The sequence below is a fragment of the Paraburkholderia aromaticivorans genome, assembly GCF_002278075.1.
GTDB lineage: Bacteria > Pseudomonadota > Gammaproteobacteria > Burkholderiales > Burkholderiaceae > Paraburkholderia > Paraburkholderia aromaticivorans.
Map to the genome: position 1 here is coordinate 2,786,082 of NZ_CP022990.1, position 14,731 is coordinate 2,800,812.

Here is a 14,731-nt window from a genome sequence, read left to right on the forward strand (position 1 = left end):
TGCTCGAGCGGCGCGCAGCTTCAACTGAGGAGGCGACTCTCGATGAAAGCCCATGCGCAACGTCTCATCGCCGCGCGCCTCGGCCTCGCGCTGCTCACACTGCTGCTGGTGTCGGCAGTCGTGTTCGCCATCACCGGGCTGCTGCCCGGCGATGCGGCCCAGCAGGCGCTCGGCCAGGCGGCGACCCCCGAAGCCGTCGCCGCCTTGCGGCATCAGTTCGGCCTCGACCAGCCGGCGCTGCAACGCTACTTCGTGTGGCTCCTGCATGTGGTCAGCGGCAACTTCGGCACCTCTTTGTCTAACAATCTGCCGGTCAGCCACCTGATTGCGACGCGCCTGCCGAACTCGCTGGTGCTGGCCGGTCTGACGGCGCTGGTCTCGGTGCCCGTGGCGCTGACGATCGGCATTTCGTCGGCGATGTTTCGCGGCTCGCTGCTCGACCGTACGCTCAACGTGCTCACGCTCTCGACCGTCGCCGTGCCGGAATTCCTCATCGCGACGATCGCCGTGCTGATCTTCGCCGTGAAGCTGCGCTGGCTGCCGGCACTGTCGTATCTGTCCGAAGTGCATTCGTTCGGCGCGCTGCTGCGCATCTACGCGATGCCGGTGATGACGCTGTGCTGCGTGCTGGTCGCGCAGATGGCGCGCATGACGCGCGCCGCGGTGCTCGATCAGCTCAATTCGTCGTACGTGGAAATGGCCCTGCTCAAGGGCGCCTCGCCGGTGCGCGTGGTGTGGCGGCACGTGTTGCCGAACACCATCGGGCCGATTGCCAACGCGGTCGCGCTGAGCCTCTCGTACCTGTTCGGCGGCGTGGTGATCGTCGAATCGATTTTCAACTATCCGGGCCTCGCGAGCCTGATGGTGGACGCGGTGACCAACCGCGACATGCCGCTCGTGCAAGGCTGCGTGATGGTCTTCTGCGCGGCGTATCTGGCGCTCGTGCTGATCGCCGACCTGTGTCAAATCGTCTCCAACCCGAGGCTGCGTCGATGATGAGCCAACCTACCAATCCCCACCATATTCCTCACGCCGGCACGGAGCTGTATGACGTGCGCCGTGACGAACTGGTCGTCGAGCCCGCGCCTGTAGAAGCGCAGGCGCTGAAACACGGCGTGTTCAAACGCCTCGTGCACCGCTTCTCGATACTCGGCCTGATCGGCCTGCTGATGGTGTCGTTCTGGCTGCTGGTCGCGTTCATCGGGCCGCTCGTCGCACCGTACAAGGGCGGCGCGCTGACCTCGACGGAAATTTTCGGCCGCTATAGCGCGGCGTATCCGCTCGGCACCGACTATCTCGGCCGCGACATGCTCAGCCGGATTCTCTACGGCGCGCGCTACACGGTCGGCCTCGCGCTGGCCGCGGCGGTCCTTGCCAGTGTGATCGGCACGTTCTTCGGCCTGCTCGCGGCGGTGTCGGGGCGCTGGGTCGATGAAACCCTGAGCCGTCTGTTCGACGCGCTGATTTCGATTCCGAGCAAGGTGCTCGCGCTCGTCGTGATCGCCGCGTTCGGTTCGTCGATTCCGATGCTGACCACGGTGGCAGCGCTCGCCTACATTCCCGGCGCGTTCCGGATCTCGCGCTCGCTCGCGGTGAACCTGATGGGCCTCGAATACGTGCAGGTGGCGCGGGCGCGCGGCGAAGGCATTTTCTATATCGCGCGGGTCGAAGTGCTGCCCAACATGATTCATCCGATGCTTGCCGATTTCGGCCTGCGCTTCGTGTTCATCGTGCTGCTGCTAAGCGGGCTCTCCTTCCTGGGTCTGGGCGTGCAGCCGCCGAACGCCGATTGGGGTTCGCTCGTGCGCGAGAACATCGGCGGCCTGTCGGAAGGCGCGCCCGCCGTGCTGATGCCCGCCGTCGCGATTGCGACGCTGACCATCGGCATGAATCTGCTGATCGACAACCTGCGGCGTCGCGGCCGTAGCCACGGAGGTGCGTGATGGCTGAGCGGGACATGATCGAAGTGAGGGGCCTGAGAGTCGTCGCGGGTGCGGCGCCGGGGCCGGTGACGGAGATCGTCAAGGGTGTCGATTTTTCGGTGAAGAAGGGCGAAGTGCTCGCGCTGATCGGCGAGTCCGGTTCGGGCAAGACCACCATCGCGTTGTCGCTGCTCGGCTATGCGCGCTCGGGCTGTGCGATCAGCGGCGGGTCGGTGCGCATCGGCGAGGTCGAGGTGTTGTCGCTCGACGCGAAGGGCCGCCGCGCGTTGCGCGCGCGCACCGTCGCCTATGTCGCGCAGAGCGCGGCGGCCGGTTTCAATCCGGCGCGCACGATCATGGATCAGGTCACCGAGCCGGCGCTGCTGCATCACCTGATGACGAAAGAGGCGGCGCGCCTCAAAGCGATCGGGCTGTTCCGCTCGCTCGCGCTGCCCGCGCCGGAAACCATCGGCGAGCGCTATCCGCACCAGGTGTCCGGCGGCCAGTTGCAGCGTTTGATGGCGGCCATGGCGTTGATCACCGATCCGGCCGTCGTCGTGTTCGACGAGCCGACCACGGCGCTCGACGTCACCACGCAGATCGAAGTGCTCGCGGCCTTCAAGAAGGTGATTCGCGAACTCGGCACCACGGCCGTCTACGTCTCGCACGATCTGGCGGTGGTCGCGCAGATGGCGGACCGCATCGTCGTCCTGAACGGCGGCGCGGTGAAAGAAAACGGCGCGGTCGCGCAAGTGCTCGACGCGCCCGTGGACGCCTACACGCGCCAGCTGCTGGCCGCCACGCGCCGTCCGGAAGCGGTGCTGGAGTTGCCGAAGAACCTCGGCAAACACGTGCCGCCGCTGCTGGAGATTCGCGGACTGTCCGCGGGCTATGGCCGCGTCGACCGCGACGGCGTGCCCGCCGTGCGCGTGCTGGACGACGTCAGTCTGTCGATCCCGCGCGGCAGCACGCTCGGCGTGATCGGCGAATCCGGCTCCGGCAAGACCACGCTCGCGCGCGTGGTGGCGGGTCTCGTCGACCGGGCGCGCGGCGAGGTGCTGTTCAACGGCCAGCCGCTGCCGGCGCAACTCTCGCGCCGCACGCCGGAGCAGTACCGGCAGATCCAGATCGTGTTCCAGAACGCCGACACGGCGTTGAACCCGAGCCACCCCATCGCCGATATCCTCGCCCGGCCGCTCGCGTTCTATCACCATCTGCGTGGGTCGGCGGCGAAAAAGCGCATGCTGGAACTGCTCGATCTGGTGAAGCTGCCGGCCGCCATCGCCACCCGCACGCCGGCCGGTCTCTCCGGTGGGCAGAAGCAGCGTGTGAATCTGGCGCGCGCGCTCGCCGCCGATCCCGCCTTGATTCTGTGCGACGAGGTGACCTCCGCGCTCGACACGGTGGTCGGCGCGGCGATCCTCGATCTGCTCGCCGAACTGCGGCGCGAACTGGGCGTGTCGTACATGTTCATCAGCCACGATATTTCGACGGTGCGCGCGATCTGCGACGAAGTGATCGTGCTGTATGCGGGGCATCGCGTGGAAGCAGGGCAGCGCGACGTGCTCGCCGCGCCGCCGTATCACCCGTACACGGGTCTGCTGGTGGATTCGGTGCCGGCGCTCAAACCCGGCTGGCTCGACGCGCGCCGTGACATCGTCGCCACCGCCTTGCCGGCGATGGGCGAGAGCGCGGACATTGCCGAGCTGTGCTCGTTTCGCGCGCGCTGTCCGGTGCGGATCGACGGCAAGTGCAACGTGACGCCGCCCTCGCTGAAGAAGCTGCCGTCGGGCGCGGAGATTCTGTGCCACCATCCGGCCGCCGAACTGAACCGTCTGCAGAGCGTGGAGGCGACACCGGCATGAGCGGACGATTTGTGCGCGTCGCGGAAGCCGGCCGCAAAACCTTTCCGATTACCGTGGACGGAGTGGTGCGCGAAGCCGCCGAAGGCGACACGCTGATGGTCGCGCTGCTCACCGGCGTGGGCGCGCTGCGCGATTCCGAATTCGGCGACGGCCGGCGCGCGGGCTTCTGCCTGATGGGCGCCTGCCAGGACTGCTGGGTGTGGACCGCGCAAGGCGAGCGCCTGCGTGCCTGCAGTACGCCCGCCATGCCCGGCATGTCGATCGTCACCAGTCTGGCGCAAGCCGCGGAGGGTGTATGGCCCCGCGTGTAGCCATCATCGGGGCCGGGCCGGCGGGCGTACGCGCGGCTGAGGCGCTGGTCGAAACGGGGCTGCGGCCCGTGGTGGTCGACGAAGGGCGGCGCGACGGCGGGCAGATTTATCGACGTCAGCCGGACGGGTTTTCGCGCAGCTACGAGACGCTCTATGGCACCGAGGCCGCGCGCGCCGAGTCGTTGCATCAGAGCTTCGACGCGTTGAAAAGCAAAATCGACTATCTGCCGGAAACGCTGGTCTGGAACATCTCGCCGAACACCTTGCATCTGGTGAGCGGCACGCGTTACCGCACGCTCGTATTCGACGCGCTGATCGTCTGCAGCGGCGCGACGGACCGGCTGATGCCCGTCAAGGGCTGGCACCAGGCCGGCGCCTATAGCCTCGGCGGCGCGCAGGTCGCGCTGAAATCGCAAGGCTGCGCGATCGGCTCGCGCGTCGTGATGATGGGCAGCGGTCCGCTGCTGTACCTCGTGGCCGCGCAGTACGTGAAGGCGGGCGCGCAGGTGGCGGCGGTGCTCGATACGTCGACTTTCATACAGCGCGTGGCCGCGTTGCCGCGCCTGCTGGCGATTCCCGCCGCGCTCAGAAAAGGTATCGCGTTGACGCGCGTGCTGGCCGCGGCGCGTGTACCGGTTCATCGCGGCGTGCAGCCCCTGGAGATCAAAGGCTCGCCGCAAGACGGCGTGAGCGCGGTCGAGTTCGCGCTGCCCGGCGGCAAGCGTCTCGAACTGGCTTGCGATGCCGTTGCGCTCGGCTATCACCTGCGTCCCGAGACGCAACTCGCGGACCTCGCGGGTTGCCGCTTCCTGTTCGACGAGGACGCCCGGCAGTGGCTGCCGCAAATCGACGCCGACGGCCGCAGCAGCATCAAGGGCGTCTATCTGGCGGGCGATGGCGCCAGGGTGCGCGGCGCCGACGCGGCGGAACGCTCGGGCCGTCTCGCCGCGCTGGCCGCGATGCAGGATCACGGCATGGCGGTCGACGGCGTGGAACCCTTGCGTGCCGAACTCGTGCGCTTCTCGCGGTTTGCCGCGGGCTTGCGCGAAGCCTTCCCGTGGCCGGCGAAATTCGCCGCGTCGCTGCCGGACGAAACGATCGTCTGCCGTTGCGAAGCGATCACCGCTGGCGAATTGCGCCGCGTGGTGAGCGCGACCGGCGCGCGGGAAGCCAATCGCGCGAAGGCGTTTTCGCGCGTCGGCATGGGCCGCTGCCAGGGGCGCTATTGCGGCCACGCCGGGGCGGAAATCATCGCGGCCGCGGCATGCGTGCCGCTGGCGTCGGTGGGACGGCTGCGCGGCCAGGCGCCGGTCAAACCGCTGCCGGTGGCGCTGACCGAAGAGGCGGGCGCTGAAGTGATGGGCGAGGTGAGCAGCGAGGTGAGGGAATGAGCGCGACGACCCGCAACGAAGCCGATGTGATCGTGATCGGCGGCGGCATCATGGGAACCACGACGGCGTTCTTCCTGCGTCAGCGCAACCGCTCGGTGATTCTGCTCGAACGCGGGCTGACCGGCCAGCAGGCTAGCGGCGTGAACTTCGGTGGCATTCGCCGGCAAGGCCGCGCGCTGCCGCAACTGGCGATGGCCAACCGGGCGCTGCGCACATGGCAACGCGCGGCGGAACTGCTCGGCGAGGACGTCGAGTTTCTGCCGTCGGGTCACACGCGTGTGTGCTACCACGAGAAAGATGTCGAGAATTTCGATCAATACGCAATCGACGCGCGCGCCTACGGTCTCGAACTCGACGTGCTGCACGGCGAAGCCATGTTCAGGCGATTCCCGTTTCTGGGCCGCGAGGTGCTGGCGGCCTCGATCTCGCCGCTCGACGGCCACGCCAACCCGCGCCTCGCCGCGCCCGCGTTCGGGCGCGCGGCGGCGCGGCGCGGCGCGCAGGTGATCGAGGGCACGGAGATCGTTCGGGTGGAAAAAGACGCGAGCCGGTTTCGCGTGGAGAGCGCGGGCGGCGATGTCTACTGGGCCGCGCAGCTCGTGATCTGCGCGGGCGCGTGGGCGAGCCGGCTCACCGAGCAGTTCGGCGAACCCGTGCCGCTTACCGCGCGCGGTCCGCAAATGTGCGTGACCGAGCCGGTGCCCTACGTGTTCAAATCGTCGATGGGCGTGTTCACGTCGATCAAGGAAGAGAGCATCTACTTCCGCCAGATTCCGCGCGGCAACATCATCGTCGGCGGCGGTCCCGCCGGACCCGCCGACGCCGTGACGAGCCGCGCCTCCGTCCTGCCGGTCAACACCGTGCGGCAACTGGCGCAGATGCGCCGGCTCGTGCCCGCGTTGGCGCCGCTGCATGTGATTCGCGTCTGGAGCGGCGTGGAAAGCTATCTGCCCGACAGCGAGCCGGTGATCGGTCCGAGCGGCCAGGTCGACGGCCTGTTCTACGCGTTCGGCTTCAGCGGTTCGGGCTTCCAGATCGGCCCCGGCGTCGGCGAGACGCTCGCCGAACTGGTCGATACGGGCAGCACGCCGATTCCTCTCGACCCGTTTTCCATCCGGCGTTTCGCGAAACAACCGGCGCCTCGCTCGACCATCGTGACGTCATGAAACAGTCCATCAGCCTCAATGCCGCCCGCGCTTTCATCGAAGCCCATTTCGACGAACCGGTGACGCTCGCGCAACTCGCCGCGCTGTCCGCGCTCAGCGTGTCGCGTTTCGCCACCGTGTTCCGGCAGCAGTACGGATCGTCGCCGTACCGCTATCTGTGCGGCCTGCGGATTCAGCGCGCGCAGACGCTGTTGCTCGAAGGCGTACCGGGCTCGGTCGTCGCGACCGAAGTGGGCTTCTTCGACCAAAGCCACTTCGGCCGCCATTTCAAGCGCTGCTGCGGCATGACGCCCAGCATGTTCATCGCGCGCGCCGCCGCCAACGCGGCGCGGCATGGCGGCGCCGGCAGTTCGAGCGGCGCGGCTACTGCGCCGCGTTCAGCTTCCGCCATAAGGTCGTCTTGCTGATGCCGAGCGCCTCGCAGGCCGCGTCGCGGTCGCCGTCGTGCGCGGCGAGCGCGGCGCGGATTTCGTCGGTTTCCACGTGACGGCTGCGCTCGCGCAACGATAACGCGGCCTTTTTCGCGCGCGCGTGCGGTTCGACGATTTCGGGGGCGACCGTGCGCAGCATGTCGCGGGTGAAGGCGGCTTCGGTGGCGCCTGCGGGAATCGCGTCCGCGTCGGCGAGTTCCACCGCGATCCGTTCGATCACGTTCTGCAGTTCACGCACGTTGCCGGGCCACGCGTAACGTTTGAGCGGTTCGTCGAGCGCGGCGAGCAGGTGTTCGGCGGCGGCCGCGTCCGGCAGACGCGCCGCGAGCCTCGGTTCACGCGCCGTGGCCTGCAGCAGCAGTTCCACGGCGAGCGGCAGCAGGTCGGTCGGCCGCTCGCGCAACGGCGGCAATGCGATGCTCAGAATGTTGAGCCGGTAGTAGAGGTCGGCGCGAAAGCTGCCTGCTTCGATGCCCTCGGTCAACGCGCGATGGGTCGCCGCGACCACGCGAATGTCGACCCGCGTCGGCTCCGTCGAACCGAGACGCACGACTTCGCGTTCCTGCAGCACGCGCAACAGCCGGCTTTGCAACGACAGCGGCATCTCGCCGATTTCGTCCAGAAACAGCGTGCCGCGGTGCGCCACTTCGATCAGCCCCGCCTTGCCGCCCTTGCGCGCGCCGGTGAACGCGCCTTCCTCGTAGCCGAACAGCTCGCTCTCCAGCAGCGCCTCGGGAAACGCGCCGCAGTTGATCGCGACGAACGCGAAGTCGCGCCGCGCGCTCAGCTGATGCATGCTCTGCGCGACCATCTCCTTGCCCGTGCCGCTTTCGCCGAGAATCAGGACGGTGGCATCCGAGCGGGCATAGCGCTTGACGAGCGTGCGCACCCGTTCCATCGATTCGGACTTGCCGACGATATCGTCGAGGCGGTAACGCGCGCTGAACTGCTGCACACGCTGGCGCGAGCGCAAGGTCCGGTCGAGCCGTTCGACCGCGCGCGATTCCTGGAACGTCAGCACGGTGCCCGCCGCCGAGCCGCTGCTCGCCAGCGGCCCGCGATGCACGACATAGCTCGCGCCACGCACCGTGCAGAATGCGTCGCCGTCCGCGTCCGGCAGGCTGCCCGCGAGATCGGGCGCGAGTTCGAGCAGCACGCGGCCCACCGCATGCGCCGCGTCGAGGCCGAGCACGCTCGCAAGGCGCTGGTTCATCGCTTCGACGCGGCCTTGCGCGTCGAGCGCGACGACGCCGTCGCGCAGATGCTGCAGCAGGTTGTCGAGCCGTTGACGCCGAACCGTTTCCCGGCGGGTGGCCTGGGCGACTTCGAGCGCGGTGTCGAAGGCCGCGCGCACGGACGCGCGCGAGTAGACAAACACCGCGCCCATGCCGGCGTTGGCGGCGAGATCCGTGACGAGTCCGGGGCCGACCACCACGTCGATGCCGCGATCGCGCAGATCGAGCACCAGGCTCTCGGCGTCCTGCGCCGATTGATAGGACGCGAACGTGACGTCGAGCGCGAAGGCGGCCGTGAAACGCCGCACTTCGTCAGGCGTCTCGCCGTGCGTGACGAGCGCGACCTTCGCGCCGTCGCGGCGCGCGCGCGCGAGCGCGTGCATCACGTCGAAACCGGTCGGGCCGATCAGCACGACCGGCACCGACACGCGGTTCTTCAGATACGCGCCGTTCGAGCCGCCGGCGATCACGACATCCGGACGACCCGTGCCCGCGGCCTCGACTTCTCGCACGGCGTCTTCGAAGCCGTGCGAGACGATGCGCAGGTCCGCGCGTTCCACGTATTCGCCGGCGATATCGAAAAACAGATCGCGCAGGCGGCTGATGCTGAGCGCCCAGATGCGGGGGCGCTGGGCCGGTTCGAAAAGAGGTGTGCTCAAGGCGGGGCGGCTCGCGGCGGGGCTGGACATGTCCGCCTATTATGCGCGCATCCATTTCCAATTTGAAATTCACATTTCATTTCTGAAATCGAGTGCAATCCGGTGCGGGCGAAAGTTTTTCGTTAAATCAGGCACTTAGCCCGTGTGGGTGCAGCTGGCCCGTTCTTTGCGTTTTGAGATGCGGTGAAAAGTATCCCCCCATGCATCTGGAGACGAAGTCATGAGCGAAGCAGATAACAGCACGCCGAACACAGGCGCGTTCAAACCGAAAAAATCCGTCGCCCTGTCCGGCGTGACGGCCGGCAACACGGCGCTCTGCACGGTCGGTAAGACTGGCAACGACCTGCATTACCGCGGCTACGACATTCTCGATATCGCGGGTGCCTGCGAATTCGAAGAAATCGCCTACCTGCTGGTCCACGAAAAGCTGCCGACCCAGGCCGAACTCACCGCCTACAAGACCAAGCTCAAGGCGCTGCGCGGCCTGCCCGCGAACGTCAAGGCCGCGCTCGAATGGATCCCGGCCGCCGCGCATCCGATGGACGTGATGCGCACCGGCGTGTCGGTGCTCGGCACCGTGCTGCCGGAGAAAGACGACCACAACCTGCCGGGCGCGCGCGACATCGCCGACAAGCTGATGGCCTCGCTCGGTTCGATGCTGCTTTACTGGTATCACTATTCGCATAACGGCAAGCGCATCGAAGTCGAAACCGACGACGATTCGATCGGCGGCCACTTCCTGCATCTGCTGCACGGCGTGGAGCCGTCCAAGGCGTGGGTCGACGCGATGCACGTGTCGCTGAACCTGTACGCCGAGCACGAGTTCAACGCGTCGACCTTCACGGGCCGCGTGATCGCGGGCACGGGATCGGACATCTACTCGGCCATCACCGGCGCGATCGGCGCGCTGCGCGGGCCGAAGCACGGCGGCGCCAACGAAGTCGCGTTCGAGATCCAGTCGCGCTACCAGACGCCCGACGAAGCCGAAGCGGACATCCGCCGCCGCGTCGAGAACAAGGAAGTGGTGATCGGCTTCGGCCACCCGGTCTACACGATTTCGGACCCGCGCAACAAGGTCATCAAGGAAGTCGCGAAGAAGCTCTCGAAGGAAGCGGGCAACACCAAGCTGTTCAGCATCGCCGAGCGGCTGGAGTCGGTGATGTGGGAGGCGAAGAAGATGTTCCCCAATCTGGACTGGTTCAGCGCGGTCTCGTATCACATGATGGGCGTGCCCACGGCCATGTTCACCCCGCTCTTCGTGATCGCCCGCACGGCCGGCTGGAGCGCCCACATCATCGAGCAGCGCATCGACAACAAGATCATCCGTCCGAGCGCGAATTACACCGGACCTGATGATCTGCCGTTCGTGCCGCTCGCAAAGCGTGTTTGAGGGCGTTTGAAGACGTCCTGAAACCTGTGCGGCGCGTCACAGTACCGGCGCGCCCATGCAGAGGTTTGTCCTTCATTGCGTCTCGAGAGCGCGGCGCGATGAAATTGGGCCTTGGCTCGCTGGAACCCCGGGCCAGGGCTGCTTTTTGCGGCGCGTCCGCCCGAGTGCCGGCAAACCCGGCCGGCACGCCGCCCGGAGCTAAACTACACGTACCTGACTGGCCCGCCAGGGAAGCGCTAAACCAGGGGCAGCTGACTGCGATCGGCCGCCGCCATCGTTCCCGGATCATTACTGTTTTGTCCCCTACGCCATGAATACCGCAAACCGCAAACGCCTTCCCGGCACCCAGCTCGATTTCTTCGACACCCGTGCCGCCATCGACGCCATCCAGCCCGGCGCGTACGACAAGCTGCCGTACACGTCGCGCGTGCTGGCAGAGAACCTCGTGCGCCGCTGCGACCCCGTCACGCTCGTCGCGTCGCTCAAGCAGATCATCGAGCGCAAGCGCGACCTGGATTTCCCGTGGTTCCCGGCGCGCGTGGTCTGTCATGACATTCTCGGCCAGACCGCGCTGGTCGATCTCGCCGGTCTGCGCGACGCGATCGCCGCGCAAGGCGGCGACCCGGCCATGGTCAATCCGGTGGTGCCGACCCAACTCGTGGTGGATCATTCGCTCGCCGTCGAATGCGGCGGTTTCGATCCCGATGCGTTCGCGAAGAACCGCGCGATCGAGGATCGCCGTAATGAAGACCGCTTCGACTTCATCAACTGGACCAAGCGCGCGTTCAAGAACGTCGACGTGATTCCGCCGGGCAACGGCATCCTGCATCAGATCAACCTCGAGCGCATGAGCCCGGTGGTGCAGGTGAAAGACGGCGTGGCTTTCCCGGATACGCTGGTCGGCACCGACTCCCATACGCCGATGGTGGACGCGCTCGGCGTGATCGCCGTCGGCGTGGGCGGGCTCGAAGCGGAAAGCGTGATGCTGGGCCGCGCGTCGTACATGCGCCTGCCGGATATCGTCGGCGTGGAACTGACGGGCAAGCCGGCTGAAGGCATTACCGCGACCGACGTCGTGCTCTCGTTGACCGAATTCCTGCGCAAGGAAAAAGTGGTCGGCGCGTACCTCGAGTTTTACGGTCCCGGCACGGCCAGCCTCACGCTCGGCGACCGCGCGACCATCGCCAACATGGCGCCCGAGTTCGGCGCCACGGCCGCGATGTTCTATATCGACGAACAGACCATCAAGTATCTCAAGCTCACCGGCCGCGACGACGAGCTCGTCAAGCTGGTGGAAACCTACGCGAAGCAAACCGGCCTGTGGGCGGACAGCCTCGAACATGCCGAGTACGAACGCGTGCTGAAGTTCGATCTGTCCACCGTGGTGCGCACGCTGGCTGGCCCGTCCAATCCGCATCGCCGGTTGCCGGTGTCGGAACTGGCGGCGCGCGGCATCAGCGGCAAGGTGGAGAACGAGCCAGGCCTGATGCCGGACGGCGCGGTGATCATCGCCGCGATCACGAGCTGCACGAACACCAACAATCCGCGCAACATGATCGCGGCCGGCCTGCTGGCGCGTAACGCGAACCGGCGTGGACTGACGCGCAAGCCGTGGGCGAAGACCTCGCTCGCGCCGGGCTCGAAGGCGGTCACGCTGTATCTGGAAGAAGCCGGGCTGTTGCACGATCTGGAGCAACTGGGCTTCGGCGTGGTCGCGTATGCGTGCACGTCGTGCAACGGCATGTCCGGCGCGTTGGATCCGGCGATCCAGAAGGAGATCGTCGAGCGCGATCTGTATGCGACCGCCGTGCTGTCGGGCAACCGCAACTTCGACGGCCGCATTCATCCGTACGCGAAGCAGGCGTTCCTCGCGTCGCCCCCGCTGGTGGTGGCTTATGCGATTGCCGGCACGATCCGCTTCGACATCGAGAAAGACGTGCTCGGTATCGACGCCGACGGTCACCCCGTCACGTTGAAGGACATCTGGCCGTCGGACGCGGAGATCGATGCGATCGTGGCCTCGAGCGTGAAGCCGGAGCAATTCCGCAAGGTGTACGAGCCGATGTTCGCGGTCACGGTCGACACGGGCGAGAAGGCCAGCCCGCTCTACGACTGGCGCCCCATGAGCACGTACATTCGCCGTCCGCCGTATTGGGAAGGCGCGCTCGCCGGTGAGCGCACGCTCAAGGGCATGCGCCCGCTGGCCGTGCTCGGCGACAACATCACGACCGATCACCTGTCGCCGTCCAACGCGATTCTGCCGGACAGCGCCTCGGGCGAGTATCTGGCGAAGATGGGCCTGCCGGAAGAAGACTTCAATTCCTACGCGACTCACCGCGGCGACCATCTGACGGCACAGCGCGCCACCTTCGCGAACCCCACGCTGAAGAACGAGATGGTGCTCGAAGACGGCAAGGTGAAGGCGGGTTCGCTGGCGCGCATCGAGCCCGAGGGCAAGGTCACGCGCATGTGGGAAGCGATCGAAACCTACATGGAGCGCAAGCAGCCGCTGATCGTGATTGCCGGGGCCGACTACGGCCAGGGTTCGTCGCGTGACTGGGCGGCCAAGGGCGTGCGGCTTGCCGGCACGGAAGCGATCGTCGCCGAAGGGTTCGAGCGCATTCACCGCACCAATCTGGTGGGCATGGGCGTGTTGCCGCTGGAATTCAAGCCTGGGGTGAACCGGCTCACGCTCGGTATCGACGGCACGGAAACCTTCGATGTGATCGGCGAGCGCAAGCCGCGTGCGGATCTGACGCTGGTGATTCATCGCAGGAACGGCGAGCGCGTGGACGTGCCGGTGACATGCCGGCTCGATACCGCCGAAGAGGTCTCCATCTATGAGGCGGGCGGTGTGCTCCAGCGCTTTGCGCAGGACTTTCTCGAATCGACCAAAGCGGCGGCTTGAGGCCGCCTGGTTCGCGGATCGCTCGAACTTGAAGACTTGAAGCAGCGAACGTTTTAACGCGGGTCAGGGCGATATGGTGCGGCATGCCGTGCGCCCTGAGGAAGTCCCTTCGGGGACCGTCCGCCTACATCAGGACACGACTTTCATGGCCCACCAACCTCAGATCAAGATTGCCGCCACCTATATGCGTGGCGGCACCAGCAAAGGTGTGTTCTTCCGCTTGCAGGATTTGCCCGAGGCCGCCCAGGTGCCGGGCACCGCGCGCGATGCGCTGCTGATGCGCGTGATCGGCAGCCCCGATCCGTACGGCAAGCAGATCGACGGCATGGGCGGCGCGACGTCGAGCACCAGCAAGACGGTGATCATCGCCAGAAGCAGCCGGCCCGATCACGACGTGGATTACCTGTTCGGACAGGTGTCGATCGACAAGGCCTTTGTGGACTGGAGCGGCAATTGCGGCAATCTCTCGGCCGCCGTGGGACCGTTCGCGATCAGCGCGGGCCTCGTCGACCCGAGCCGGATTCCGCGCGACGGCGTGGCGACCGTGCGCATCTGGCAGGCGAACATCGGCAAGACGATCATCGGGCACGTGCCGATGACCAACGGCGCCGTGCAGGAAACCGGCGACTTCGAACTCGACGGCGTCACGTTCCCGGCCGCCGAAGTGCAACTCGAATTCATGGATCCGGCCGCGGAAGAAGAGGGCGCTGGCGGCTCGATGTTCCCGACCGGCAATCTGGTGGACGACCTCGAAGTGCCGGGTGTCGGCACCTTGAAGGCGACCATGATCAACGCGGGCATTCCGACCATCTTCGTGAATGCGGAATCGATCGGCTACAAGGGCACGGAGTTGCAGGACGCCATCAATAGCGATGAAAAAGCGCTCGCGATGTTCGAGACCATTCGCGCGCACGGCGCGCTGCGCATGGGGCTGATCAAGCATCTCGACGAGATCGCGACGCGCCAGCACACGCCGAAGGTCGCGTTCGTCGCGAAGCCGGCCGATTACGTGGCGTCGAGCGGCAAGCGCATTGGCGCGGGCGATGTCGATCTGCTGGTGCGGGCGATGTCGATGGGCAAGCTGCATCACGCGATGATGGGCACGGCCGCGGTGGCGATCGGCACGGCAGCCGCGATTTCGGGCACGCTGGTGAATCTGGCGGCGGGCGGCGGGGCGAAGGCCTCGGTGCGCTTCGGGCATCCTTCGGGGACCTTGCGGGTCGGCGCCGAGGCGAGCGAGAACGGCGGCGAGTGGACGGTCACCAAGGCGATCATGAGCCGCAGTGCGCGCGTGTTGATGGAAGGCTGGGTGCGGGTGCCGCAGGAACGATGAAGCGTTCGGCGCGAGCGCGCCGATTCGCGGATTTATTTATCGAAGGCGCGAGAGTCCGGTTTCGTCCACAGGGAACGAAACCGGAATGAAACGGGCAGCAAGCCGGGTTGGATGAAACGG

11 protein-coding genes are annotated in these 14,731 nt (G+C 66.7%); 10 read left to right on the top strand and 1 reads right to left on the bottom strand.

From position 1 onward, the window contains the following. The first annotated feature begins 42 nt into the window (after nt 1–42). The 7 genes from CJU94_RS32040 to CJU94_RS32070 are packed head-to-tail and all read left to right on the top strand — an operon-like array spanning nt 43 to nt 7,062. Nucleotides 43–996 carry an ABC transporter permease gene (locus tag CJU94_RS32040; RefSeq protein WP_095422538.1) on the top strand — a complete coding sequence of 318 codons (954 nt, stop codon included), beginning with the start codon at nt 43–45 and terminating at the stop codon, nt 994–996. Beyond that, nucleotides 993–1,943, top strand: a complete 951-nt coding sequence (locus CJU94_RS32045) for an ABC transporter permease (protein ID WP_095422539.1) — start codon at nt 993–995, stop codon at nt 1,941–1,943. The genes CJU94_RS32040 and CJU94_RS32045 overlap by 4 nt, the downstream gene beginning before the upstream one ends. Beyond that, nucleotides 1,943–3,787, top strand: a complete 1,845-nt coding sequence (locus tag CJU94_RS32050) for an ABC transporter ATP-binding protein (RefSeq protein WP_095422540.1) — start codon at nt 1,943–1,945, stop codon at nt 3,785–3,787. The genes CJU94_RS32045 and CJU94_RS32050 overlap by 1 nt, the downstream gene beginning before the upstream one ends. Next, a complete protein-coding gene (locus tag CJU94_RS32055; RefSeq protein ID WP_095422541.1) occupies nt 3,784–4,098 on the top strand; it encodes a (2Fe-2S)-binding protein in 315 nt (104 codons plus the stop codon). The genes CJU94_RS32050 and CJU94_RS32055 overlap by 4 nt, the downstream gene beginning before the upstream one ends. Then, nucleotides 4,083–5,489, top strand: coding sequence for an FAD/NAD(P)-dependent oxidoreductase (locus tag CJU94_RS32060; RefSeq protein WP_095422542.1), 1,407 nt, complete (start codon nt 4,083–4,085; stop codon nt 5,487–5,489). The genes CJU94_RS32055 and CJU94_RS32060 overlap by 16 nt, the downstream gene beginning before the upstream one ends. After that, nucleotides 5,486–6,655 (top strand): NAD(P)/FAD-dependent oxidoreductase, encoded by a 1,170-nt coding sequence (locus CJU94_RS32065; protein ID WP_095422543.1) that lies wholly within the window; start codon nt 5,486–5,488, stop codon nt 6,653–6,655. The genes CJU94_RS32060 and CJU94_RS32065 overlap by 4 nt, the downstream gene beginning before the upstream one ends. After that, nucleotides 6,652–7,062 carry a helix-turn-helix domain-containing protein gene (locus tag CJU94_RS32070; RefSeq protein WP_095422544.1) on the top strand — a complete coding sequence of 137 codons (411 nt, stop codon included), beginning with the start codon at nt 6,652–6,654 and terminating at the stop codon, nt 7,060–7,062. Before CJU94_RS32065 ends, CJU94_RS32070 begins: the two co-directional genes overlap by 4 nt. Here the strand turns inward: CJU94_RS32070 and prpR are convergent. Beyond that, complete coding sequence (gene prpR, locus CJU94_RS32075; RefSeq protein ID WP_425272219.1) at nt 7,019–9,010, bottom strand: propionate catabolism operon regulatory protein PrpR; 1,992 nt, start codon at nt 9,008–9,010, stop codon at nt 7,019–7,021. The two genes, CJU94_RS32070 and prpR, sit on opposite strands and share 44 nt — an antisense overlap. Before the next feature lie 190 nt (nt 9,011–9,200). Between prpR and prpC the strand changes: the two genes are divergently transcribed. The 3 genes from prpC (at nt 9,201) to prpF (ending at nt 14,611) form a co-directional block, all read left to right on the top strand. Beyond that, on the top strand, nt 9,201–10,370 hold the full coding sequence (gene prpC, locus CJU94_RS32080; protein WP_095422545.1) for a bifunctional 2-methylcitrate synthase/citrate synthase: 1,170 nt from the start codon (nt 9,201–9,203) through the stop codon (nt 10,368–10,370). A 310-nt stretch (nt 10,371–10,680) separates the two neighbouring features. Continuing rightward, nucleotides 10,681–13,278, top strand: a complete 2,598-nt coding sequence (gene acnD / locus CJU94_RS32085; protein WP_095422546.1) for a Fe/S-dependent 2-methylisocitrate dehydratase AcnD — start codon at nt 10,681–10,683, stop codon at nt 13,276–13,278. Between the two features lie 145 nt (nt 13,279–13,423). Next, nucleotides 13,424–14,611, top strand: a complete 1,188-nt coding sequence (gene prpF, locus CJU94_RS32090; RefSeq protein ID WP_095422547.1) for a 2-methylaconitate cis-trans isomerase PrpF — start codon at nt 13,424–13,426, stop codon at nt 14,609–14,611. The last annotated feature ends 120 nt before the right edge of the window (nt 14,612–14,731 follow it).

What these genes read in the sequence shown, in the direction of transcription:
- CJU94_RS32040 (WP_095422538.1), top strand. Translation starts at nt 43, where the DNA reads ATGAAAGCCCATGCGCAACGTCTCATCGCCGCGCGCCTCGGCCTCGCG.
- CJU94_RS32045 (WP_095422539.1), top strand. Translation starts at nt 993, where the DNA reads ATGATGAGCCAACCTACCAATCCCCACCATATTCCTCACGCCGGCACG.
- CJU94_RS32050 (WP_095422540.1), top strand. Translation starts at nt 1,943, where the DNA reads ATGGCTGAGCGGGACATGATCGAAGTGAGGGGCCTGAGAGTCGTCGCG.
- CJU94_RS32055 (WP_095422541.1), top strand. Translation starts at nt 3,784, where the DNA reads ATGAGCGGACGATTTGTGCGCGTCGCGGAAGCCGGCCGCAAAACCTTT.
- CJU94_RS32060 (WP_095422542.1), top strand. Translation starts at nt 4,083, where the DNA reads ATGGCCCCGCGTGTAGCCATCATCGGGGCCGGGCCGGCGGGCGTACGC.
- CJU94_RS32065 (WP_095422543.1), top strand. Translation starts at nt 5,486, where the DNA reads ATGAGCGCGACGACCCGCAACGAAGCCGATGTGATCGTGATCGGCGGC.
- CJU94_RS32070 (WP_095422544.1), top strand. Translation starts at nt 6,652, where the DNA reads ATGAAACAGTCCATCAGCCTCAATGCCGCCCGCGCTTTCATCGAAGCC.
- prpR (WP_425272219.1), bottom strand. Translation starts at nt 9,010, where the DNA reads ATGTCCAGCCCCGCCGCGAGCCGCCCCGCCTTGAGCACACCTCTTTTC.
- prpC (WP_095422545.1), top strand. Translation starts at nt 9,201, where the DNA reads ATGAGCGAAGCAGATAACAGCACGCCGAACACAGGCGCGTTCAAACCG.
- acnD (WP_095422546.1), top strand. Translation starts at nt 10,681, where the DNA reads ATGAATACCGCAAACCGCAAACGCCTTCCCGGCACCCAGCTCGATTTC.
- prpF (WP_095422547.1), top strand. Translation starts at nt 13,424, where the DNA reads ATGGCCCACCAACCTCAGATCAAGATTGCCGCCACCTATATGCGTGGC.